The sequence below is a fragment of the Citrobacter sp. RHBSTW-00986 genome (assembly GCF_013783065.1).
Taxonomy (GTDB): Bacteria; Pseudomonadota; Gammaproteobacteria; order Enterobacterales; family Enterobacteriaceae; genus Citrobacter; species Citrobacter braakii.
The window spans coordinates 3533999-3557398 of sequence record NZ_CP056200.1; the positions used below are offsets into that span (position 1 = coordinate 3533999).

Below are 23400 nucleotides of genomic sequence, written 5' to 3' on the forward strand. Positions count from 1 at the left end.
GACAGGTAAAGTTATGCAAAAATCGGTCTTAATAACAGGATGTTCCAGCGGAATCGGTCTGGAAAGCGCGCTTGAGCTAAAGCGCCAGGGTTTTCAAATTCTGGCAGGCTGTCGCAAACCTGACGATGTGGCGCGTATGAACAGCATGGGATTCACCGGCATATTGCTGGATCTGGATTCACCCGAGAGCGTAGATCGCGCGGCTGATGCGGTGATCGCCCTGACCGATAATCGTTTGTATGGGATCTTTAACAACGCCGGATACGGCGTCTATGGCCCATTGCCCACCATCAGCCGCGAGCAGATGGAACAGCAGTTTTCCGCCAACTTCTTTGGCGCACATCAGCTTACCATGCGCCTGTTACCTGCCATGCTACCCCACGGCGAAGGACGAATTGTGATGACCTCGTCGGTAATGGGATTGATCTCAACGCCGGGGCGCGGGGCCTATGCCGCCAGCAAATATGCGCTGGAAGCGTGGTCCGACGCGCTGCGTATGGAGCTGCGCCACAGCGGGATTAAGGTCAGCCTGATTGAGCCTGGCCCTATTCGCACCCGCTTTACCGAAAACGTCAACCAGACCCAGAGCGATGCTCCCGTGGAAAACCCCGGAATTGCCGCGCGTTTTACGCTGGAGCCACAAGCGGTTGTCGCCAAAGTGCGTCATGCGTTTGAGAGCGACAAACCAAAGCTGCGTTATCCGGTTACGCTGGTGACCTGGGCAGTTATGCTACTGAAGCGCCTGTTGCCAGGCCGCATAATGGACAAAATTTTACACGGTTGAGTTGAAGCACGCGCGTCAGCCCCCATGTAACAAGAAATCGACAAAAGAGAGTAACTCCATGTCCACACAGAATATTGTTAACATTAACGAATCGAACCTCCAGCAGACCCTTGAACAGTCGATGACCACGCCGGTCCTGTTCTATTTTTGGTCTGAGCGCAGCCAGCATTGTCTGCAATTAACGCCGGTACTGGAGAGCCTTGTTGCTCAGTACAACGGTCAGTTTATTCTCGCCAAGTTAGACTGCGACGCCGAGCAGATGATCGCCTCCCAGTTTGGTCTGCGCGCGATCCCCACGGTTTATCTGTTCCAGAACGGTCAGCCGGTAGATGGATTCCAGGGCCCGCAGCCGGAAGAAGTTATTCGCGCGCTGCTGGAGAAAGTGTTACCGAGCGAAGAAGAGTTGAAAGCGCGCCAGGCGATCGAGTTCATCGAAGCCGGCAATCACGCTGATGCGCTGCCGCTGCTGAAAGAAGCCTGGCAGATCTCCAATCAGAGCAGCGAAATTGGCCTGCTATTGGCGGAAACGCAAATCGCCCTGAACCGTTCAGACGAAGCTGAAGCGGTGCTGAAAACTATCCCATTGCAGGATCAGGACACCCGTTATCAGGGCCTGGTGGCACAGATCGAACTGCTGAAGCAGGCGGCTGATACGCCAGAAATCCAACAGTTGCAGCAGCAAGTCGCCAGCAATCCACAGGATGCGGCGCTGGCAACTCAACTGGCCATTCAGTTACACCAGGTCGGACGTAACGAGGAATCGCTGGAATTGCTGTTCAGTCACCTGAAGAAAGATCTCACTGCAGCCGACGGTCAGGCGCGTAAAACCTTCCAGGAGATCCTTGCCGCACTGGGCACCGGCGATGCGCTGGCCTCGAAATACCGCCGCCAGCTGTACGCGCTGTTGTACTAATTCGCTGCATTTGCCTGATGGCGCTTGTGCTAATCGGGCCTACAATCTCCCCGTAGGCCCGCGCCATCCGGTACTCCATTAGTTTTTTTTCAAATGCGTCACCACCAGTTGGTGACGTGAATTATAGAACTTCCGATAGGTCAGGTAGCAGGCGATAATGGTTGACAGACTGGCGGTCGAAAGCAGCATAAACGTCACCATAATCTGATACTTAATCGCTTTTACCGGATCAATACCTGCAAAGATCAACCCGGACATCATCCCCGGTAAACTCACCAGTCCCACGGTCTTCGCTGAATCGATCGTCGGGATCAGCGAAGCGCGAATACTGTCGCGAATCAGCGGCGCGGAGGCCACTTTCGGCGTCGCACCGAGGCTGAGTTTTTCCTGAATTTGCTGCTGTTCGCTGTTAAACCGCTGCCCCAGATTGTTGTAACACAGCCCTACCGCAACCATCGCATTGCCTGCAATCATGCCGGAAATTGGGATCACCTGCATTGGGGTAAACTCGATAGAGCCTGACAGAACCAGCACCGCCAGCGTTAACCCCGCCCCCGCCGTGATGGCGATAAATGACGAGAGAAAAGCTTTATCAATATATTTACTGCGCTTTTGCGCGTTATAGGCCGCGTTGAAACAGATAAACAGCACCATCAATAAGGTCAGAATGCTGTGGTTAACGCCGAAAATATATTTCAGCACATAACCAACGATAATAAGCTGAACCACCGCCCGGCAAACGCTCCAGAGAATATCTTTTTCCAGCGCCAGTTTTTCTTTGTTGCTGATCAGTATCGCGACCACCACCAGCATCATCGCTAACGCCAGTGATTCATTGGTAATATTATGCTCGTTCATTGCTTACTTCCTGCATTTCCCCGGCGTGCGGTTGAAGGGTTATGACATTATCCGCATGATTAATTTCATCTTTGTCGTGCGTCACCCACAGCACAGCAATATTCTTATCGCGGACATAGTGGTGAATTAATTCGTTCACATTCCGTTTATTGGCTTCATCCAGCGCGCTGGTAATTTCATCAAGCAGCAGGATTTTTGGCAGAAACTGTAAATTACGAATTAACGAGACGCGTTGCTTTTCGCCGCCAGACAGCTCATTGATGTTTTTTTTGAGGATTGTTTCGGGTAGCTCAAAACGGGCCAGATCGGCAAGAAACACATCCGGATCCGGACGTTTATCGCGGATTTGCCAGGGGAAAATGAGGTTGTCGTAAACGGTGTCACCAAACAACGCGGGCGTTTGCGCACAATAAGAAACCTGCTGGCGATATGTTTCAGGCTTAAGAGTGTTTATCTCCTTGCCCTCAAAGAGAATTTCACCGGCAGTCGGGCTAATTAATGACGCCACTATCTTGAGTAACGTACTTTTACCGCAACCAGACTGGCCGGTAATCAGCTTAAATTCTCCGGCCCGGAGATTAAAACAGATGTTATTGAGAACCTGCGTCGCCCCTGCCTGCCATGCGACATTTTTTAACTGAAGCAGAATGCTGCTTTCTTCCATTACCAATCCCTTTTTTACCTCTTTCGTGCAGACAGTCTATCCCTGTAATTTATTATAGGGGAGCCCACCCTGATAAATCGGGTATAATTTGACTAATGAGGCAGTAAAGGACAACACAACAGGAGGTTTCATCAATGCTCATTTTTATTCCTATTCTCATTTTTGTCGCGCTGGTCATCGTCGGTGCTGGCGTCAAAATCGTCCCGCAGGGATATCAGTGGACGGTCGAGCGTTTTGGCCGTTACACCAAAACCCTGCAACCGGGTTTAAACCTTGTTGTACCGTTCATGGACCGCATCGGTCGTAAGATCAACATGATGGAACAGGTGCTTGATATCCCCTCTCAGGAAGTCATCTCCAAAGACAACGCCAACGTCGCGATCGATGCCGTCTGCTTTATTCAGGTGATAGACGCGCCAAAAGCGGCTTATGAGGTCAGCAACCTGGAACTGGCGATCATCAACCTGACCATGACCAACATTCGTACCGTTCTCGGCTCGATGGAACTCGATGAAATGCTCTCCCAGCGCGACAACATCAACACGCGCCTGCTGCATATCGTTGATGAGGCCACGAATCCCTGGGGCATCAAAATCACCCGTATTGAAATCCGCGATGTGCGTCCGCCGGCGGAACTTATCGACGCCATGAACGCGCAGATGAAAGCCGAACGTACCAAGCGCGCCTATATTCTTGAAGCGGAAGGGATCCGTCAGGCAGAAATCGTCAAGGCCGAAGGTGAGAAACAGTCGAAAATCCTCAAAGCGGAAGGTGAACGCCAGTCGGCATTTTTACAGGCTGAAGCGCGTGAACGTTCCGCAGAAGCCGAGGCCCGCGCGACGCAGATGGTTTCGGAGGCAATTGCCGCCGGGGATATTCAGGCCGTGAACTACTTCGTGGCGCAGAAATACACCGAAGCGCTGCAGCACATCGGTTCGTCGAATAACAGCAAAGTGGTGATGATGCCGCTGGATGCCAGCAGCCTGATGGGGTCCATTGCCGGGATAGCCGAACTGGTGAAAGACAGCGCCAGCGAACGGAAAAAATCATGATAGCGATGATTCTGGTGCACCCGCACATCTTCTGGCTCAGCCTCGGCGGTCTGCTACTCGCCGCCGAGATGCTGGGCGGTAACGGCTATCTGCTGTGGAGCGGCGTGGCGGCAGTGATTACCGGCCTGGTCGTGTGGCTTATCCCGCTTGACTGGGCGTGGCAGGGGGCGATGTTCGCCGTACTCACCCTGCTGGCGGCCTGGCTGTGGTGGAAGTGGCTGGCAAGGCGTGTACAAGATCAGAAACCCGCCGACAGCCATCTTAACCAGCGCGGGCAGCAGTTGGTTGGCCGTCGATTTATTCTGGAAACTGCCCTGGTCAATGGCCGCGGACATATGCGCGTCGGCGACAGCTCATGGCCCGTCAGCGCCCGCGACGATTTGAGCGCCGGAACGCAGGTTGAAGTTATTGCCGTTGAGGGAATTACCCTGATTATTACAGCGGTATCACACTAAAAAGACAGGAAATAAGACTATGGTCAGGAAGACACCCCTTGCCTTTGCCCTTTGCTCATTATTGGTCGCCGCCCCGCAGGTATTCGCCTCTTTCGATATGGAAGACTGCAAATGGAGCGACGACAGCTGCCTGCTGAAAGGCACCCCCACCTTCAATCCGGAAAACGACAGCCGTGATAACCTGCTGCGGCTGCTGAGCCAGGAGAAATCATTTGCTCTGCCGGTGCAGTCGATGCCGGCGGACATCACCCGCTCCCGCGATTTCTATTTTGCGTATCATCCGCAGTGGGATGACATTGCCCCGCAGCCAGCCGCAGCGCAGGTATCTGCCGAAGACAGCCCCCTGTCCCGACAGATAGCCGAACTGAACATTAGCGCAGACGAAATAAACGTCAACGACGCTGAGCTTGAGAACCGTCATGTTTCGAACAATACCGCGAGCGTCAGCGCGTTTTTTGCCGCACTGCTGGCCGACTCAGCGTTAACGGCAAATCAGCGTCAGGCCCTGGCCCAGGCGCGTACAGGACTGTTATCCGGGGCAACCCGCGAGCAGATTGAGTCATCGCTTGCCACCCTCCCGGCAGATTCTCCAGCTCAGTCCTACAAAAGCTATCTGGCAGCAGCCGCCAGTTTTTATGCCGGTGATTATGCCAGCGCCGAACAGGATTTCGCTCAGCTAGCCAAAAGCGATCGTCCGTGGCTGGCTGGGACCGCGCAATACATGCTGATACGTGCGGCGTTGAACAAAAGCAGCCAGAACAGCGTGGGCGAGTACGGCGATTTTGATATCACAAAAATTAACCGCGAGGACGCTTCTCAGGCTCAGACGCTGGCGCAAGCCTATCTGCAACACTACCCGCAAGGCCTGTACGCCGCTTCCTCGCACGGTATGCTGCGTCGTATCAACTGGTATTTACAGGCGTGGCCGCAATTGGCGGGGTTGTATGAGCAGACGCTTCAGCAATCGGCTGACGCACAGCAACTGCGTGAGATCGTCATCGAATACGATAATGTCTACGGCATGGCGTTCTACGAACAGTCCGTGGTGGAGGCTTTCCCCGATGCGCCGCTTGTCAGCTATATCGAACTGCTGCGCGCGTTGCGCCTGAATAACAACAATAAACCAACGCTGACTCAGGCCCAGCTTGACGCCAGCAAACCGGTGTTTGAGCAGAGCCAAAAACTGCCGCTATGGCGCGATCTGCAGCTGAATCTGTGGCTGGCAACGGGCAACTACGCGGCGATTATTTCGGCAGTTACCCCGGCGCAGAAACTTCCGGCCCACGATACGCTGGCCTTCAGCGAACAGGTGCTGTACGGCGAAGCGCTGATGGGCCAGAAGAAATGGACCACGGCACGTGATTTCTGGCAGACATTGCTGAAGCTCAGCCAGGACAACGAACAGCAGCAGTATGTGCAGGCTAAGCTAGCCGCGACGCTGGTTTATAGCGGCGACGTGGCGGCAATTTTCGCCCCAGAAAGCGCAGTAACCAACCTGCGCTTTCGCTCGCAGGTGCTGAAAACCCAGGCAACGCCTGAACTACTGCGCCAGCAAGCCGTCCACGGTCCTAATAACGAAGAGCGTACCATCGCCCTGCATACGCTGCTGGTGCGGGATCTCACTGAGCATCGCTTTGACGACTGGCTGAATGACAGAAAACTGGCCAGCGCCATTACGCCGCCGGTCATTGGCGAAGCGTTTGATGACGTTAATCTGAGTATTTTCGACTGGAACGGCGACTCTGCCGAGAGCGGTTATACCTGTCGCAGCCTCAATGAAACGGTAACGGTTCTGAGCAAAAAAGCGCATGATGCCCACGCCCTGAACTGCTTAGGCGAATTTTTCCGCACTACGCAAACCCACGTTGATTTATGGAAAAACAGTTCCGGCAACGATGTGCTTGAATCAGCAATCTCGCGCAAGAAACCGTTCGGCCAGTTCGACAGACAAAGCTACTACCAGCAGGTGATCACATCGCCAAAAGCAGAGGTTGAAGATAAGAGCTTTGCGCTGTATCGCGCCATCATGTGCTATGCGCCGTCAGGCTCTAACGAGTGCGGCGGTGAGGAAGTGGATAAACTACAGCGTAAAGGCTGGTTCACCCAACTGAAAACGCAGTATCCGGGAAGTCCGTGGGCGCAAAAACTCAAATACTACTGGTAACTGCGCTACTGCTCGGCCAGGCACAGGCGGCGGAGATCGTCGCCGCCCGTGAACATCCGGCCTTCTGGCTATGGTCCGGAGTGAAGGCCAGTGACGAGCTGAAAAACGCACAAACAGTCTATCTGCATCAGGGCGAAGTCCTGGTTCGTTCAGGTAACGTGGTGTTCCAGCGTCTCGGACTGCCTGTTAATCGCCTGACTTTCCCCTCTATCTGGTTGACCGTGCGCTTTACCACTCTCGACGTACCGGAAGAGATCCCGGCGCGCATCATACGCTTGATGCAACGCTGGCAGGCGGCCGGGAATCACGTCATCGGCCTGCAGGTTGATTTTGACGCGGCGACCCATCAGCTTGCCGATTACGCCCACTTTCTGCAGCAGTTACGCCAACGGCTACCGACCGAGTTTGCACTTGGCGTAACCGGATTACTGGATTGGGCAAAAACGGGCGACGTCGCCACGCTGAACGCGCTGGCGGTCGATGAACTGGTGGTCCAGAGTTATCAGGGACGTCACACGGTACCGAATTATCAGGCGTATCTGCCCGCCCTCAGTCGTCTGCGCATTCCATTTAAGCTGGGGCTAGTACAAAACGGTAGCCGGGACCCGCAGGCTGAAGCGCAACTTGAGAAATCACCGTGGTACCGCGGCACGGTGGTGTTTATGCTTAATCCGCCACTTCGTTAAGCCTTCGCTTTATGGTGGCAGCAGCCGGAGAGATTATCAATAATCGGGCATTCGGCGCTGTCATCGCCAGGGCAACTCTCCGCCAGCGCCAACAAATGCAAGCGCATAGCCTGCAGCTCGCTGATATGGCGCTCAATGTCCGCCACCTTTTCTAACGTACGCTTTTTCACATCTGCGCTGTGACGCGCCGGATCGTTAAACAGGTTCACCAACTCGCCGCACTCTTCCAGGTTAAAACCAACCTGTCGTGCCTGTCGCAACAGCGTAAGCTCATTCAGATGCTGTTGGTTGTATGTGCGATAGCCATTTTCGCTACGCAGCGGCGGCGTCACTAACCCCTTTTCTTCGTAAAAGCGTATCGCTTTGCTGGTTAAACCGGTTTTTTTCGCAACATCGCTAATATTCACATTTCCCCCGCTGATCTTGTTGGTACTGAGCCACATTATAGCCCACATTGCCGTAATCCTTTACCCAAGAACCCCGCGCATTTTCCACCATCACAGCGATGCACAAATCCTTTTAATTCACATCGTTATATCCGATTCAGATCACATTTCAGCATTTATTGACCACGCAAAATTGACTCAAATCAAAAGATGTATCGGTTCTGCACCTTTCATCTTGAACAAAGGGAAACAATTTTATATACAAACGCGAATGATAATGATGATCATTTACATTCAATAAAGGTTCTCTTATGTTGCCACGGATTAACCAAAGGCCATTTATTCTTTCAGCCCTGACATTATGCATGTCCGGCGCTACTTTTGCAGCGACCTCTCCAACACACGGTTCAACGTCCGACGAAGATACGGTGATCGTTACGGCTAACCGCACAGAAAGTAGTCTCTGGGATAGCCCGGCAACCATTCAGGTTATCGATCGCCAGACGCTACAAAACTCCACCAGCGTTTCTCTTGCTGATGATTTACAAGATATCCCCGGCGTCGAAGTTACCGATAACGCTCTCGCAGGTCGGAAACAAATTCGTATCCGTGGCGAAGCTTCTTCGCGGGTGCTGATTTTGATAGACGGCCAGGTCGTCAGCTACCAACGTGCCGGACAAAACTACGGAGCCGGTTTACTGATTGACGAATCCGCGCTGGAACGTATTGAAGTGGTCAAAGGCCCTTATTCTGTCCTCTATGGTTCGCAGGCAATTGGCGGCGTCGTGAACTTTATAACCAAAAAAGGCGGCGATAAGCCTCTGGGTGGTAGCGTTAAGGCTGTTTATAACTCCGCAACGGCAGGATGGGAAGAGTCAGCGGCAGCCTGGGGAAGCATCGGTAACTTTGACTATCGCATCAATGGCAGCTATTCCGACCAGGGGGATCGCGATACACCTGACGGAAGATTGCCCGACACCAACTTTCGTAATAACGGTCAGGGAGTGTGGCTTGGTTACAACCTCGATCGCCACAAAATTGGGCTCTCACTCGACCGTTATAAGCTATCCACTCAAACCTGGTTTGACGATCCCGAAGGTCAGTTCGACGACTTTAGTGTCAAAATTCCTAAGCTGGAACGCGAGAAAATCGGTCTTTTCTACGACTACGCGGCCGACGGGGATTACCTGAAGAACATCCATTTTGACGCATACACCCAGACAATAGAGCGCAAATTTGAAAACCGGGTCAAAACGACCCAGATTATCCCCAGCCCGATGATTAAAGCGCTGACGGTAAGCAATCAAACCAATACCAACGACAAACAATATACCCAGGGTGTAACGCTGCAGGGCAATATCTCCCTTCCGGCTAACAACACGCTGGTGATTGGCACTCAGTATCAGCATGACAAAATAAAACAGGACACGGACGGCAGTACGCGCCAGACCGCGGCTACCGGCTTCTTCGATACGCAAACCCGTACCCTGTCATATAACGAAGCGGAACAAAGCAACACCTCACTGTTCGCGCAAAACGACTGGCGCTTTGCTGATGACTGGACGTGGACCGTGGGCGCACGCCAGTACTGGCTGTCTTCGAAACTCAATCGCAACGATACGCAAACCATCCAAAGCAGCGGCACCACTTGGCAATCCACCGGGGGAAATTCCGTTCACGATGATGAACTGGTGACCTCGACCAGCCTGCGCTATTCCGGCTTTGAAGATCTTGAACTCCGGGCTGCATACGCCCAGGGCTATGTCTTCCCCACGCTTACTCAGTTGTTCATGCAGACATCCGCCGGCGGCAGCGTTACCTACGGCAACCCAAACCTGAAGGCTGAACACTCGAATAACTATGAGTTGGGCGCGCGGTATAAAGGGAATATGTGGCTGATTGACGGCGCCATTTATTACTCTGAAGCCAAAGACTATATCGCCAGTCTGGCCTGTTCAGGCCAACCCGTTTGCAACGGCAACACCACCTCTTCCCGCGGCGGCTATTACTACTACGACAACATCGATCGTGCCAAAACCTGGGGCATGGAATTAACTGCAGAATACAACGGCTGGGCGGTTTCACCCTACCTGAGCGGTAATCTCATTCGCCGTCAATACGAAGGCAACACCATAAAAACCTGGGATACCGGCGAACCCACGCTGACCGGGCGCGTTGGCCTGAAACATACCTGGTTGATGAATGTCGCTAACGTGACGTCCGATGTCTTTATTCGCGCGGCGTCCCGCGCCAAAGATAATACCGGCACCACGGAAATAAACTACCCAGGCTGGGCCACGCTTAACCTCGCATTCAACACCGAGTTTGGTCCGCAGGACCAGTATCAGGTCAACCTCGCGCTCAACAACCTGACCGACAAGCGTTACAAAACCGCGCATGAATCTATCCCAGACGCTGGTTTCAATGCCGCTGTTGGCTTTGCGTGGAATTTCTGACGATGAAAAAACTCATGATTGGCTTACTGAGCCTCGCCTGTGTTTTCAGCGCCCAGTCCGCTGACCGCCTGGTGGTGGCGGGCGGTTCGCTTAGCGAACTGATTTACGCCATGGGCGTCGGCAACCGGGTGGTTGGCGTCGATGAAACCACCTCGTACCCACCTGAAACTGCCGCACTCCCGCATATCGGCTACTGGAAGCAGTTAAGCAGCGAGGGCATTTTATCGCTGCACCCGGACAGCTTTATCACCTGGCAGGATGCAGGCCCTCAAATCGTTTTGGATCAGCTCCGGGCGCAGAAAGTTAACGTCGTTACATTGCCGCGCGTACCGGCCACCGTCGAGCAGATGTACGCCAACATTCGGGAGCTGGCTCAAACGCTGCGCATTCCTGAACAAGGTGAAGCGCTGGTCAATCGCCTGCATCAACGTCTGGATCGTGTTCAGCACAGCGTGGCGGCGAAAAATGCGCCGGTCAAAGCCATGTTCATTCTCTCCGCTGGCGGCAGCGCGCCGCAGGTCGCCGGCAAGGGCAGCGTTGCCGATGCCATTATGACCCTTGCAGGCGCACAAAATGTCGCCACCCACGCGCAGTATAAAAGTTACAGCGCGGAGTCGCTGATCGCCGCCAACCCGGAGGTGATCGTGGTGACGTCGCAAATGGTGGATGGCGATCTGGCTCGTCTGAGCGCGATTGCCGGTATTACCCACACTGCGGCCTGGAAAAATCAGCGCATTGTGGCGGTAGACCAGGCGCTGATTCTGGGAATGGGGCCTCGCGTCGCCGATGCGGTTGAAGCCCTGCACCAGCAATTCTGGCCTCACTAACTGGATTTATAAAAAAGAATGAAAACTGAACACTCGCTGGATCTCACCGCGCATTTTGCGCTTGAGGGAAGTCAGCCCTTTAAGGATCGCCGCGCCACAATGCCATGGCGCGGGGCGATTCCGATTGCCAAAGAGCTATTGTCACAAACCTGGCAGGATGTTATCAGCCAGCCTACCCCGCCGCGTAAACGGCTGGTGTACTTGCATATCCCTTTTTGTGCAACGCATTGTACTTTCTGCGGTTTTTATCAAAACCGGTTCGAAGAAGATCACTGCGCCCGCTACACCAACGCGCTGTTGCGCGAAATCGAGATGGAAGCCGATAGCGCGTTACATCAGTCAGCCCCAATTCACGCCGTCTATTTTGGCGGCGGTACGCCTTCAGCGCTGTCAGCACGGGATCTGGGCAGAATCATCACCGCGCTGCGTGAAAAGTTACCGCTGGCGCCGGACTGCGAAATTACCATTGAGGGACGAGTGCTCAATTTTGACGATGCGCGAATTGATGCCTGCCTTGACGCTGGCGCCAATCGGTTTTCGATCGGTATTCAATCTTTTAACAGCCGGATCCGCAAGAAAATGGCGCGCACCTCAGACGGCCCGACCGCAATTGCCTTTATGCAGGGGCTGGTAAAACGGGATCGTGCCGCCGTGGTATGCGATCTGTTGTTTGGTCTGCCAGGACAAGATGCAAAACTGTGGGGCGACGATCTGGCGATTGCCCGTGACATCGGCCTCGACGGCGTAGATCTTTATGCGCTGAACCTGATCCCCAATACACCGCTTGGCAAAGCAGTTGAAACCGGGCGCACAACCGTTCCCTCTCCCGCCGAACGTCGCGATCTCTATCTTCAGGGTTGCGATTTCATGGACAGCGCGGGCTGGCGCTGCATCAGCAACAGCCACTGGGCGCGTACCACGCGTGAACGCAATCTGTACAACCTGCTGATTAAACAGGGAGCGGACTGTCTGGCATTCGGCTCAGGCGCCGGGGGATCAGTCAATGGCTATTCCTGGATGGTCGAGCGCAATCTGACGACATGGCATGAATCTATTGCCGCTGGGAAAAAACCGCTAATGATGATGATGCGTACCGCCGAGCGTGGTTTCCAGTGGCGACACACTCTCCAGGCGGGCATTGAAACGGCCCGCGTTCCGCTGGATGAACTGACGCCTCATGCACAAAAACTGACCCCGCTACTGACCCAATGGCATCACGCAGGACTGACGCGAGATGCCAGCACCTGTGTGCGCCTGACCAATGAAGGGCGTTTTTGGGCGAGCAATATTTTGCAGTCTCTTGATGAACTTATTCAGGCACTTAACGCGCCGCGCATTGCGGTAGAACAACCATACCAGGAGTGAATTATGAGCCATGTCTCTTTACAGGATTTTTTGAAAACTGAACCGGACGGTACGCTGGAAGCTATCGCTGCCCAGTACAACACCACGCTGCTGGAGGTGGTGAAAAACCTCCCCTCCCCGACGCTAGTTTCCGGCGATCAATTTGATACCGTCTGGGAAACCGTCAGCGAATGGGGCAAAGTCACCACCCTGGTCCATACTGCTGATGTCATTCTGGAATTCACCGGTGAATTACCTTCCGGATTCCACCGTCATGGCTACTTCAACCTGCGCGGCAAAAAAGGCATGACCGGTCATATCAAGGCAGAAAACTGTACGCATATTGCCCTGATTGAACGCAAATTTATGGGAATGGACACCGCGTCCATTCTCTTCTTTAACCAGGCGGGTAGCGCGATGTTCAAAATTTTCCTCGGTCGGGATGAGCATCGACAGTTACTGGCCGAACAGGTCAGCGCCTTTCACGCGTTGTCTTCATCTTTAAAGGAACATGCCTGATGGCTCCATGGCTCATTTTTGGTGCGGGTGGTAGCGGCGTCGGTGCGAAAACGCTTGAACTCGCACTGGCGGAACAACGTCCGGTGATTGTTGTCGTTCGCAACGCACAGGTCGCTGCAGGGTTGCAGGAAAAAGGTGTGCAGGTCTTCATCGGCGACGCCTGCGATAGTCAGGTCACCGCCTGTGCCTGTCGCGCAGCGGGTCAACATGCCACGGTGATCTCCTCCATGGGCGGCGCCCAGGATTATCTGGCGCACAGAACCATCATTGATGAAGCAGAAAAAGCGGAGATCAAGCGCATGATTCTGGTGACCTCACTCGGCTGCGGTGACAGTTGGCCTTTTCTTTCTTCACGCGCAAAGGCCGCATTTGGTCAGGCTGTACGGGAAAAATCGTTGGCTGAAAGCTGGCTACAAACCAGTCGACTGGACTACGCCATTCTCCGCCCCGGCGGTTTGCTAAACGGTGCAGCCACCGGCCAGGCACAACGAATACAGGCTAAGGTGTGTCACGGCTTTGTAATGCGTGCAGATGTTGCGAAGCATATTCACGAACTGGCCACTGCACCGGCACTCAATAACCAGATTTACAGTTTGGTTGAGCCGGGACTGAAACCCGCGTAAACCCCTCACGGCGCGGGAACTCCGCGCCGCAAAGACGTTATGGAGCGTTACGTGCTTAAGGACTCGCTTTCTTCCGTCAGCATCCTGACGGGTCTTTCTCTTTTGCTGGTTGCTCTGATGCTCTTCGGTGCCAGCCAGGGGGCGCTGAACATTAGCTTCAGCGCTCTGTTCAACGACGAATATCGTGATATCTGGTTAAACATCCGCCTGCCTCGCGTGCTGCTGGCCGTTCTGGTCGGTGCTGCGCTGGCGACGGCTGGGGTCATCATGCAGGGACTTTTCCGCAATCCGATGGCCGATCCTGGCCTGCTTGGCGTCAGCAGCGGCTCCGCGCTGATGGTCGGCATCGCGATAGTTATCCCATTTTCGTTCCCCGTAGTGCTGGTGCTGTATGAGCAGATGATTTTTGCCGTCGCAGGCAGCATGGTGGTCTGAACGATTATTTTCCTGATAAGCCAGCGTCATAACCGCGGTGGAATGATGCAACTGCTGTTAGCCGGTATCGCTATCAATGCCCTGTGCGGTTCGGCTATTGGCGTACTGAGCTATGTGGGCGACGAGCAGCAGCTACGTCAACTTACATTGTGGATGATGGGAAATCTCGGCCAGGCCCAGTGGCCAACGCTGTTGGTTGCCAGCACGTTTATTCTTCCAGCCATTGTTATAACCATCTGCATGGCGGGAACGCTTAATTTACTGCAGTTGGGTGATGAAGAGGCGCATTACCTCGGCGTAAACGTCAAACGTAAGCGTCAGCAGTTACTGTTGCTCAGTTCGCTCCTGGTTGGCGCTGCGGTTTCCGTCAGCGGCGTAATTGGCTTTATTGGCCTGGTGATCCCGCATCTGATCAGAATGACGACCGGCGCCGATCATCGCTGGTTGATTCCCTGCTCTACGCTGGCCGGTGCCTGTTTACTCCTGATTGCCGACACGTTGGCCCGCACACTTGTTCAGCCAGCCGAAATGCCCGTTGGCCTGTTAACCAGCCTGATCGGGGGACCATATTTCCTGTGGTTAATACTGCGTAGCCGGAGGGTGTCATGATCGTCGCTGAAAATCTGGTCTACCACATTCAGGGAAGACGACTGACCGACGACGTTTCCCTGACGCTACCTGATGGAGAGATCATCGCGGTTCTTGGCCCGAACGGAGCCGGGAAATCGACGCTGCTACGTCAGCTTACGGGATATCTGCAGCCCCACAGTGGGCGTTGTAGCATGTTTGGCAAGCCGCTGGACAAGTGGTCAATCACCGAGCTGGCAAAAACCCGTGCCGTGATGCGCCAGAATAGTCATATGGCCTTCCCGTTTAGCGTTCAGGAGGTCATTCGCATGGGCAGACATCCGTATCGTACGCGCAACACGGGCGATGAAACGGAGCACATCATGGCATTGTGTGATTGCCAGGCGCTGGCCACACGCGATTACCGGCATCTGTCGGGAGGAGAACAACAGCGGGTACAACTGGCGCGCCTGCTGGTTCAGCTTTGGGAGCCCGAGCCTGGGCCGAAATGGCTGTTTCTTGATGAACCCACCTCCGCGCTGGATATTCACCACCAGCAGCACCTTTTTCGTCTGCTACGTCGTCTGGTGCGTGAACGGCAGCTTAACGTCTGCTGCGTCCTGCACGATCTCAACCTCGCAGCGCGCTATGCCGACCGTGTGGTATTGATGGAACGCGGCAGAATAGTTGATAACGGATATCCGCAGGATGTTCTGAAGCAACGGTCGCTGAACGCGCTGTACGGTGCCGATCTCACGGTCATAAATGAACCGGAGCATCGAACGCCGATTATCGTCCTCAATCAATAACAGACCGGGAACCCCTGACGTGGCGTTCCCGTTTTTCTCCCTTTACACCCTTTTTTCACCTTTTCTAAAAACGCCCTTGACCTTCCCCTTGCTGTAAGGTTTAACCTTTATCACAGTCAGTTAATCCTGCAAAAAAGGAGTTGGTTATGTCTCAAACAATCGATCTAACCCTGGACGGCCTGTCCTGTGGTCACTGCGTAAAACGCGTTAAAGAAAGTCTGGAACAACGTCCGGACGTTGAGCAAGCGGATGTCACCGTGACAGAAGCGCATGTTACCGGGAGCGCCAGCGCAGAGGCGCTGATTGAAACCATTAAACAAGCCGGTTACGGCGCGGAGTTAAGCCACCCAAAGGCTAAACCGCTGACGGAGTCATCAATCCCGTCGGAAGCACTGGCAGCGGTCCCTTCCGAGCTTCCGGCAGCTACGGCTGATGATGACAGCCAACAGTTGCTGTTAAACGGCATGAGCTGCGCCAGTTGTGTGACCCGCGTACAAAATGCATTGCAAAGTGTACCGGGCGTCACGCAGGCACGGGTAAACCTGGCGGAACGCACTGCGCTGGTAATGGGCAGTGCCTCCGCCGCAGATTTAGTACAGGCGGTTGAAAAAGCGGGCTACGGCGCAGAAGCGATTGAAGATGATGCTAAGCGTCGCGAACGTCAGCAAGAAACCGCCGTGGCAACCATGAAACGTTTTCGCTGGCAGGCAGCCGTCGCGCTGCTCCTGGGTATCCCGGTCATGGTATGGGGCATGATTGGCAACAACATGATGGTGAGCGACGACAACCGCAGCCTGTGGCTGATGATTGGTCTGGCAACGCTTGCCGTGATGGTTTTCGCGGGCGGTCACTTTTACCGCAATGCGTGGAAAAGCCTGATGAACGGCACCGCGACCATGGATACGCTGGTGGCGCTGGGTACGGGGGTGGCATGGCTCTATTCCATGAGCGTCAACCTCTGGCCGCAATGGTTCCCGATGGAAGCGCGACACCTCTATTATGAAGCCAGTGCCATGATTATCGGTCTGATTAACCTCGGACACATGCTGGAAGCGCGGGCTCGCCAACGCTCGTCTAAAGCACTGGAAAAACTGCTCGATCTGACACCGCCGACCGCACGCGTCGTCACTGACGAAGGTGAAAAGAACGTGCCGCTGGCAGAGGTGCAGGCTGGAATGTTGCTGCGCCTGACCACCGGTGACCGCGTTCCGGTTGATGGCGAAATCACTCAGGGTGAAGCCTGGCTGGATGAGGCCATGCTGACCGGTGAGCCGATTCCACAGCAAAAAGGTGCAGGCGATAGCGTCCACGCCGGTACGGTCGTACAGGACGGTAGCGTGCTGTTCCGCGCCAGCGCTGTTGGCAGTCACACCACGCTGTCGCGCATTATTCGTATGGTGCGCCAGGCGCAAAGCAGCAAACCGGAAATTGGCAAACTGGCCGACCGCATCTCCTCGGTGTTCGTTCCGGTCGTGGTCGCCATTGCGCTGGTCAGTGCGGCTATCTGGTATTTCTTTGGACCGGCGCCGCAGATTGTCTATACGCTGGTAATCGCCACCACCGTCCTGATTATTGCCTGCCCTTGTGCGCTGGGTCTGGCAACGCCGATGTCGATTATTTCCGGCGTCGGGCGTGCTGCTGAATTTGGGGTGCTGGTACGTGATGCCGATGCGCTGCAGCGCGCCAGCACGCTCGATACCATCGTGTTTGATAAAACCGGGACGCTAACTGAAGGCAAACCACAGGTTGTCGCCATCAAAACGTTTGGCAATACCGACGAAGCGCTGGCAATTCGTCTGGCAGCGGCCCTTGAACAGGGTTCCAGCCACCCGTTAGCCAGGGCGATTCTGGACAAAGCAGGTGATGTCACGCTGCCGCAGGTCAACGGTTTCCGTACGCTGCGCGGTTTAGGCGTCAGTGGCGAAACGGAAGGTCATTCGCTGCTGCTGGGAAACCAGGCGCTGCTCAATGAACAGCAGGTAGATACCACTGAAATGGAGGCTGAAATCACCGCTCAGGCTTCCCAAGGCTCAACCCCAGTACTGTTAGCGATTGACGGTAAAGCGGCAGCGCTGTTAGCGGTACGTGATCCTCTGCGTAGCGACAGCGTGGCAGCACTCCAGCGTCTGCACCGCGCCGGGTATCGTCTGGTGATGCTCACCGGCGACAACCCAACGACCGCCAACGCCATTGCCAAAGAGGCGGGTATTGATGAGGTGATTGCTGGCGTTCTGCCGGACGGTAAAGCCGAGGCGATTAAACGTCTGCAGAGCCAGGGGCGTCAGGTTGCCATGGTCGGTGATGGTATCAACGATGCGCCTGCACTGGCTCAGGCTGACGTAGGGATTGCCATGGGTGGCGGCAGCGATGTGGCGATTGAAACCGCCGCGATTACGCTGATGCGCCATAGCCTGATGGGCGTTGCAGATGCGCTGTCTATCTCCCGGGCAACGCTGCGCAATATGAAGCAGAACCTGCTCGGCGCGTTTATCTATAACAGCATCGGTATCCCCGTTGCCGCCGGGATTTTGTGGCCGTTCACCGGAACACTGCTCAACCCGGTCGTTGCCGGGGCGGCGATGGCGCTCTCCTCCATTACCGTGGTGAGCAACGCTAACCGACTGCTGCGCTTCAAACCTAAAGAGTAAGCCTTTACCGGATGCCGCTCTGAACGGAGCCCCAAATCATTCGCGTTGCCTCAAGGCGGCAAGTATAAAAACCCCAGGAGCATAGCCAACTATGTGACTGGGGTTTTTGCACGCTGCCAATAAAGAGGCTGAGCGAATGATGAAGTGTATTTGCACCTTCCAGGACCACGCGCTAGCATGGAAGTCTACTTAGGGAGGCCGTATGGATCTGTTGTACCGGGTAAAATCATTTTTCACCGCGCTACGCGGCAACCACTATACCTGGCCTGCCATCGACATCTCCTTGCCCGGAAACCGCCATTTTCATCTGATTGGCAGTATTCACATGGGCAGCCGCGATATGGCGCCTCTGCCTGCCAAATTACTCAAAAAGCTCCAGCGTGCCGATGCGCTCATTGTCGAAGCCGATGTTTCCGGCGACGACGCGCCGTTTGCCAACCTTCCGACCTTTGCCGCACTGGAAGAGCGCATCAGCCCAGAGCTGCTAGATAATCTGCACAAAGTCACCGACGAGCTGGGTATTTCCTCTTCCCTGCTGTCTACCCAGCCGCTGTGGCAAATCGCCATGGTCTTGCAGGCAACGCAGGCGCAGCAGTTGGGGTTGCGGGCAGAATACGGCATTGATTACCAACTTCTGAATGCGGCAAAACAGGTGCATAAACCCATAATCGAGCTGGAAGGCGCATCCAGCCAAATCGAGCTGTTATGTCAGTTACCCGATAACGGACTGGCTCTGCTGGACGATACCCTGACGCACTGGCATACCAATGCCAGACTGCTACAACAGATGATGGGCTGGTGGCTTAAAACGCCGCCACGCAATAGCGAACTCACTCTACCCAATACTTTTAGCCAGTCGCTGTATGACGTTTTAATGCATCAGCGTAATGCGGCCTGGCGCGATCGACTCAGGGCGATGCCTGCCGGTCACTATGTTGTAGCCGTTGGCGCGCTGCATTTGTATGGAGAAGGAAATTTGCCGGAGATGTTACGGTAAAAAAATGGCCAATATTGCTATTGGCCCGTCAAAGAGGAATTTCATCATTATTATGATCCCGACGCTTAAAGCATCGGTGTAGTTCGATTGTCGCTCAAAGTCATCATCCTGCCAACACTATTGCGCAAGATGGTACTATTTTTTAGACAGACATCAGGCGTATGCTTGTGTCGTATTTTGTCTGGGCCAGGAAAATTGCTATGACACCCGCCGTTAAATTACTCGAAAAAAACAAAATTTCTTTCCAGATCCACACCTACGATCACGATCCGTCCGAGACGAACTTTGGTGACGAAGTGGTACGCAAGTTAGGTCTGAATGCGGACCAGGTCTACAAAACGCTACTGGTTGCCGTGAATGGCGATATGAAGCACCTGGCGGTTGCCGTTACGCCGGTAGCCGGTCAACTGGATCTCAAAAAAGTCGCCAGGGCGTTGGGAGCCAAAAAGGTCGATATGGCCGATCCGATGATCGCGCAGCGAACCACCGGGTATCTGATTGGCGGCATCAGCCCGCTGGGACAGAAAAAAAGATTGCCGACGCTCATCGACGCTCCCGCCCAGACGTTTGACACCATTTATGTGTCCGGCGGCAAACGCGGGCTGGATATTGAACTGGCAGCAGGCGATTTGGCGAAAATTCTGGATGCGAAATTCGCCGATATCGCACGCCGTGATTAATTGTCTTTTGCCCGGTGATACGGCGATTGCGCCTACTGCGATTACAGGGCGTGATTGGTGAAGACAGTTTGGACTCGGCCAGCGCGCAAGAACCGGAGCATAGAGGTAATAAGTAGGATTATTGGGCCGCCATGAAGGGCGGCCCGGAGGAGCGGATAAAATGATGCCCTAAATTGCCCTGTTACTGCCAGCTTACCTCGCCCTTCGGCTCATACGCACCAGCATCGAGCGGTGAGTTCTTCTGTACGTACTCTTTCAGCACCTCCGCATCAATAAACCCGGTATTCACATAGCCAGGCTTGTTATCAATTCGCGGATAGCCATCGCCGCCGGTGGCATTGAAGCTCAGCGTTGCCATGCGATAGGTTTTGGCTGGATCAACGGGTTCGCCTTTAATTTTCAAATCGTTAAGTTTGCCGTCTTTCGCCACGAAGCTGACGTTGGCAAACTGCGGATAGGCCCCGGAATCCGGCTTCATTTGTGCCACGGCGGTCAGATAGTCAATCACCTCTTTCCCACTCATGTCGGCGTACACCACGATGTTACCGAACGGCTGCACCTTCAGCACGCTCTTATAGGTGATATCACCGCCTTCGATGGAGTCACGGATACCGCCGCCGCTCATCACGCCAAAATCAGCGCTGGTTCGCGCCATTTGCGCAGCCAGCAGTAAATGCCCCATGTTGGTCTGTACGAAACGGACTTTGCTACGGTCGCCTTCGAGGCGCGCATTGACGCTACCAATTTTCACGTCGAGCTGCGCTTTACCTTTATTCTGGAACGGCGTCAGCAGAGAAAGCATTTGCTGATTTTCTGCAATTTCCGGGGTGTAGAGTACGCGCTCACTTTTACCGTTGTCCCAGGTCACTTTTTTCTTCAGGTTGACGGGGATGAGCTGGTAGTTAACCATTTTCATTTCGCCATTGCGGAACTCAAAGTCCGCCCGCCCCACGTATTTCCCCCACTCATGCGCCTGCACAATCCAGATCCCGTTTTGCTTGTCTGGCGCACACGGCGTACCCGGTACGTAATCAACCTGCTTCTTGTTTTCCGCGGCCATACATACCGGATCCTGCGAGTGACCACCCACAATCATTGCCAGCGATCCCGCCGGCAGGCTGCGCGCCATTTCTACGTCGCCAGGCGCGTTCGAGCCGTGATTGCCATTGTCATAATGTCCCATATGGGTGGTCGCAATAATGATGTCCGGCTTTTCCCCCATATTCAGTTCCTGGATAACCAGTTTGGCTTCATCAGCAGGTTTACGGAACTCAATATCGGTAAAGAACTCTGGGTTGCCAATTTTCGCCGTATCGTCAGTGGTCAAACCGAGTACGGCAATTTTTAAATCCTGACGCTTAAAGATGGCCCACGGCTTAAACAAACGCTCGCCGGTGCTTTTCTGATAGATATTGGCCGAGAGAAACGGGAATTTGGACCATTTTTCCTGCTGGCGCAATACGCTAAGCGGATTATCAAACTCGTGGTTTCCGACCGCCATCGCATCATAGCCAATCAGGTTCATTCCGCGAAAATCAGGTTCCGCATCCTGCAGATCAGACTCCGGTACGCCGGTATTAATGTCGCCACCGGAAAGCAGCAGTACACTGCCTCCTTCCTCAGCCACCTCTTTACGAATACCGTCCACCAGCGTTTTTTGTGCCGCCAGCCCGTATTCACCGTATTCGCTGCGCCAGAAGTGACCGTGATGATCGTTGGTATGCAGAATGGTAATTTTGTAGGTTTTATCTTTTTCGTACGCCTGTGCAGGTTGACCTGCCAGCGCAAATGCGGCTAATAACGCCAGCGCCACGCCCCGTTTTAAAAACTTCATATTTCACTCCCTGACTCAATATCAACCGCCATACCCGTTATCCTTCAAATTACATGTGCGTTGGCTGCGCTCACTTCCCCCTGTCGCTTATGCAGTAAGCTCCTGGGACTCTCGCGTTTGCCGCCTGCCTGTAAGTCGAATTAGTTCGGGCATAAAATTACAGCTACTGAAAATAATAGCCGAAAATGTTTTCAGAAATGAGACTTCCTTCAAACACCTTCCGCAGGTATGTTAGTCAGGTAATAATAACAAATTAGATTACCCTCATAATCGCAACCCAAACAGAAGTGACTTTCTATGGCAATAAGTGAACCAACCCAGCCAGTGGCTGGCGCGTCAGCGTCGGTTGCTAAAGCACGCACCTCATTTGGCATTTTAGGGGCAATCAGCCTCTCCCATCTGCTAAACGATATGATCCAGTCGCTGATCCTGGCGATTTATCCGCTATTGCAGTCAGAGTTCTCGCTGACGTTTATGCAGATAGGGATGATTACCCTGACCTTCCAGCTTGCTTCCTCACTGCTGCAACCGGTTGTGGGTTACTGGACGGATAAATACCCAATGCCGTGGTCGCTGCCCATTGGGATGTGCTTCACGCTGAGTGGGCTTGTTTTGCTGGCCATGGCCGGCAGTTTCCATATGGTCCTGCTCGCCGCAGCGCTGGTTGGTACCGGCTCTTCGGTATTTCACCCGGAATCATCCCGCGTGGCGCGAATGGCCTCCGGCGGTCGTCACGGTCTTGCCCAGTCAATTTTCCAGGTTGGCGGCAATTTCGGTAGCTCTCTGGGACCGTTACTGGCGGCTGTCATCATCGCGCCATATGGTAAGGGTAATGTGGCCTGGTTTGTGCTGGCTGCGTTATTAGCGATTGTCGTTCTGGCGCAAATCAGCCGTTGGTATGCCGCGCAGCACCGGATGAGTAAAGGAAAACCGAAAGTCGCCATCGTGAATCCGTTACCACGGAATAAAGTGGTACTGGCGGTAAGCATCCTGCTGGTGCTGATTTTCTCCAAATACTTCTATATGGCGAGCATCAGCAGCTATTACACCTTTTATCTGATGCAAAAATTCGGATTATCGGTACAAAATGCCCAGTTTCACCTGTTTGCCTTCCTGTTTGCCGTCGCAGCCGGGACGGTGATTGGTGGACCATTGGGCGATAAAATTGGCAGAAAATATGTTATTTGGGGCTCTATCCTCGGTGTAGCACCCTTTACCCTCTTTTTACCCTACGCAACGCTGGAATGGACCGGGATTTTAACCGTGATCATTGGTTTTATCCTCGCATCGGCGTTTTCTGCCATTCTGGTCTACGCGCAGGAGCTGCTTCCTGGCCGTATCGGCATGGTTTCTGGGCTATTTTTCGGTTTTGCCTTCGGCATGGGCGGCTTGGGAGCCGCGGTGTTAGGGCTGATTGCCGACCATACCAGCATCGATTTGGTCTACAAAATATGTGCTTTCCTGCCACTACTGGGGATACTGACCATATTCTTACCTGATAACCGACATAAAGCGTGATTTCCTGACGGCCAAAAGTAAATTTTGGCCGTCAGACTTACAGTAGCCATCAGCCTTTGCTTCTCACATACCGCTGTACTTTTCCGATCCGTGCTTTTTTACGTCTAAAATCCTATTTTCATCAAAATTCAATAATTATTCACAAACAAAAACATCAAAATTGTCATAAACTATTACTCGT

General features: G+C 53.9%; 20 protein-coding genes and 1 pseudogene. 17 read left to right on the forward strand and 4 right to left on the reverse strand.

Annotated features, from left to right (window positions below; genetic code table 11):
- Window positions 1–13 precede the first annotated feature (13 nt).
- Both HV345_RS17250 and HV345_RS17255 read left to right on the forward strand, forming a co-directional pair.
- On the forward strand, window positions 14–784 hold the full coding sequence (locus tag HV345_RS17250) for an SDR family oxidoreductase (RefSeq protein WP_049042608.1): 771 nt from the start codon (window positions 14–16) through the stop codon (window positions 782–784).
- A gap of 58 nt (window positions 785–842) precedes the next feature.
- Window positions 843–1697, forward strand: coding sequence for a co-chaperone YbbN (locus HV345_RS17255; protein ID WP_016152110.1), 855 nt, complete (start codon window positions 843–845; stop codon window positions 1695–1697).
- 78 nt (window positions 1698–1775) lie between these two features.
- Here the strand turns inward: HV345_RS17255 and fetB are convergent, their stop codons facing one another.
- Both fetB and fetA read right to left on the reverse strand, forming a co-directional pair.
- Window positions 1776–2555, reverse strand: coding sequence for an iron export ABC transporter permease subunit FetB (fetB, locus tag HV345_RS17260; RefSeq protein ID WP_016155894.1), 780 nt, complete (start codon window positions 2553–2555; stop codon window positions 1776–1778).
- Window positions 2542–3219, reverse strand: coding sequence for an iron ABC transporter ATP-binding protein FetA (gene fetA, locus HV345_RS17265; protein WP_019076194.1), 678 nt, complete (start codon window positions 3217–3219; stop codon window positions 2542–2544). The genes fetB and fetA overlap by 14 nt, the downstream gene beginning before the upstream one ends.
- A gap of 134 nt (window positions 3220–3353) precedes the next feature.
- Between fetA and HV345_RS17270 the strand changes: the two genes are divergently transcribed.
- Genes HV345_RS17270 through HV345_RS17285 form a run of 4 tightly spaced genes read left to right on the forward strand, consistent with a single transcriptional unit; the run spans window position 3354 to window position 7576 of the window.
- Window positions 3354–4271 (forward strand): SPFH domain-containing protein, encoded by a 918-nt coding sequence (locus HV345_RS17270; protein ID WP_016152106.1) that lies wholly within the window; start codon window positions 3354–3356, stop codon window positions 4269–4271.
- Window positions 4268–4726 carry an NfeD family protein gene (locus HV345_RS17275; protein ID WP_016152105.1) on the forward strand — a complete coding sequence of 153 codons (459 nt, stop codon included), beginning with the start codon at window positions 4268–4270 and terminating at the stop codon, window positions 4724–4726. Before HV345_RS17270 ends, HV345_RS17275 begins: the two co-directional genes overlap by 4 nt.
- A 19-nt stretch (window positions 4727–4745) precedes the next feature.
- Window positions 4746–6890: a hypothetical protein gene (locus HV345_RS17280; protein ID WP_181635862.1), complete on the forward strand. Its 2145-nt coding sequence runs from the start codon at window positions 4746–4748 to the stop codon at window positions 6888–6890.
- A complete protein-coding gene (locus HV345_RS17285) occupies window positions 6860–7576 on the forward strand; it encodes a DUF3142 domain-containing protein (RefSeq protein ID WP_053389379.1) in 717 nt (238 codons plus the stop codon). The genes HV345_RS17280 and HV345_RS17285 overlap by 31 nt, the downstream gene beginning before the upstream one ends.
- Here the strand turns inward: HV345_RS17285 and cueR are convergent.
- Window positions 7573–7983 (reverse strand): Cu(I)-responsive transcriptional regulator, encoded by a 411-nt coding sequence (gene cueR / locus HV345_RS17290; protein WP_029139441.1) that lies wholly within the window; start codon window positions 7981–7983, stop codon window positions 7573–7575. The two genes, HV345_RS17285 and cueR, sit on opposite strands and share 4 nt — an antisense overlap.
- A 290-nt stretch (window positions 7984–8273) precedes the next feature.
- Here cueR and HV345_RS17295 point away from each other — a divergent pair, with 290 nt between their 5' ends.
- The 10 genes and pseudogenes from HV345_RS17295 to ybaK all read left to right on the forward strand — a co-directional run bounded on the left by HV345_RS17295 (window position 8274) and on the right by ybaK (window position 19867).
- Window positions 8274–10418 carry a TonB-dependent siderophore receptor gene (locus tag HV345_RS17295; protein WP_181635863.1) on the forward strand — a complete coding sequence of 715 codons (2145 nt, stop codon included), beginning with the start codon at window positions 8274–8276 and terminating at the stop codon, window positions 10416–10418.
- 2 nt (window positions 10419–10420) lie between these two features.
- On the forward strand, window positions 10421–11245 hold the full coding sequence (locus HV345_RS17300; protein ID WP_016152100.1) for a hemin ABC transporter substrate-binding protein: 825 nt from the start codon (window positions 10421–10423) through the stop codon (window positions 11243–11245).
- Between the two features lie 18 nt (window positions 11246–11263).
- Window positions 11264–12610, forward strand: coding sequence for a heme anaerobic degradation radical SAM methyltransferase ChuW/HutW (gene hutW, locus HV345_RS17305; RefSeq protein WP_019076190.1), 1347 nt, complete (start codon window positions 11264–11266; stop codon window positions 12608–12610).
- A 3-nt stretch (window positions 12611–12613) separates the two neighbouring features.
- Window positions 12614–13108, forward strand: a complete 495-nt coding sequence (gene hutX / locus HV345_RS17310) for a heme utilization cystosolic carrier protein HutX (protein WP_016155886.1) — start codon at window positions 12614–12616, stop codon at window positions 13106–13108.
- Window positions 13108–13731 (forward strand): anaerobilin reductase, encoded by a 624-nt coding sequence (chuY, locus tag HV345_RS17315; protein ID WP_181635864.1) that lies wholly within the window; start codon window positions 13108–13110, stop codon window positions 13729–13731. The genes hutX and chuY overlap by 1 nt, the downstream gene beginning before the upstream one ends.
- Before the next feature lie 51 nt (window positions 13732–13782).
- A pseudogene (locus tag HV345_RS17320) lies at window positions 13783–14775 on the forward strand (FecCD family ABC transporter permease).
- A complete protein-coding gene (locus tag HV345_RS17325) occupies window positions 14772–15542 on the forward strand; it encodes a heme ABC transporter ATP-binding protein (RefSeq protein WP_181635865.1) in 771 nt (256 codons plus the stop codon). Before HV345_RS17320 ends, HV345_RS17325 begins: the two are co-directional and overlap by 4 nt.
- 146 nt (window positions 15543–15688) lie before the next feature.
- Window positions 15689–18190, forward strand: coding sequence for a copper-exporting P-type ATPase CopA (gene copA / locus HV345_RS17330; RefSeq protein WP_181635866.1), 2502 nt, complete (start codon window positions 15689–15691; stop codon window positions 18188–18190).
- 202 nt (window positions 18191–18392) lie between these two features.
- Window positions 18393–19187 carry a TraB/GumN family protein gene (locus tag HV345_RS17335; protein WP_046276076.1) on the forward strand — a complete coding sequence of 265 codons (795 nt, stop codon included), beginning with the start codon at window positions 18393–18395 and terminating at the stop codon, window positions 19185–19187.
- 200 nt (window positions 19188–19387) lie between these two features.
- The gene (ybaK, locus tag HV345_RS17340; protein ID WP_049042602.1) at window positions 19388–19867 is read left to right on the forward strand and encodes a Cys-tRNA(Pro)/Cys-tRNA(Cys) deacylase YbaK; all 480 of its coding nucleotides are present in this window, start codon (window positions 19388–19390) and stop codon (window positions 19865–19867) included.
- A 181-nt stretch (window positions 19868–20048) separates the two neighbouring features.
- Here the strand turns inward: ybaK and ushA are convergent, their stop codons facing one another.
- Window positions 20049–21701: a bifunctional UDP-sugar hydrolase/5'-nucleotidase UshA gene (gene ushA, locus HV345_RS17345; RefSeq protein ID WP_016155880.1), complete on the reverse strand. Its 1653-nt coding sequence runs from the start codon at window positions 21699–21701 to the stop codon at window positions 20049–20051.
- Between the two features lie 297 nt (window positions 21702–21998).
- Here ushA and fsr point away from each other — a divergent pair, with 297 nt between their 5' ends.
- Window positions 21999–23219, forward strand: coding sequence for a fosmidomycin MFS transporter (fsr, locus tag HV345_RS17350; RefSeq protein WP_016155879.1), 1221 nt, complete (start codon window positions 21999–22001; stop codon window positions 23217–23219).
- Window positions 23220–23400: the final 181 nt, after the last annotated feature.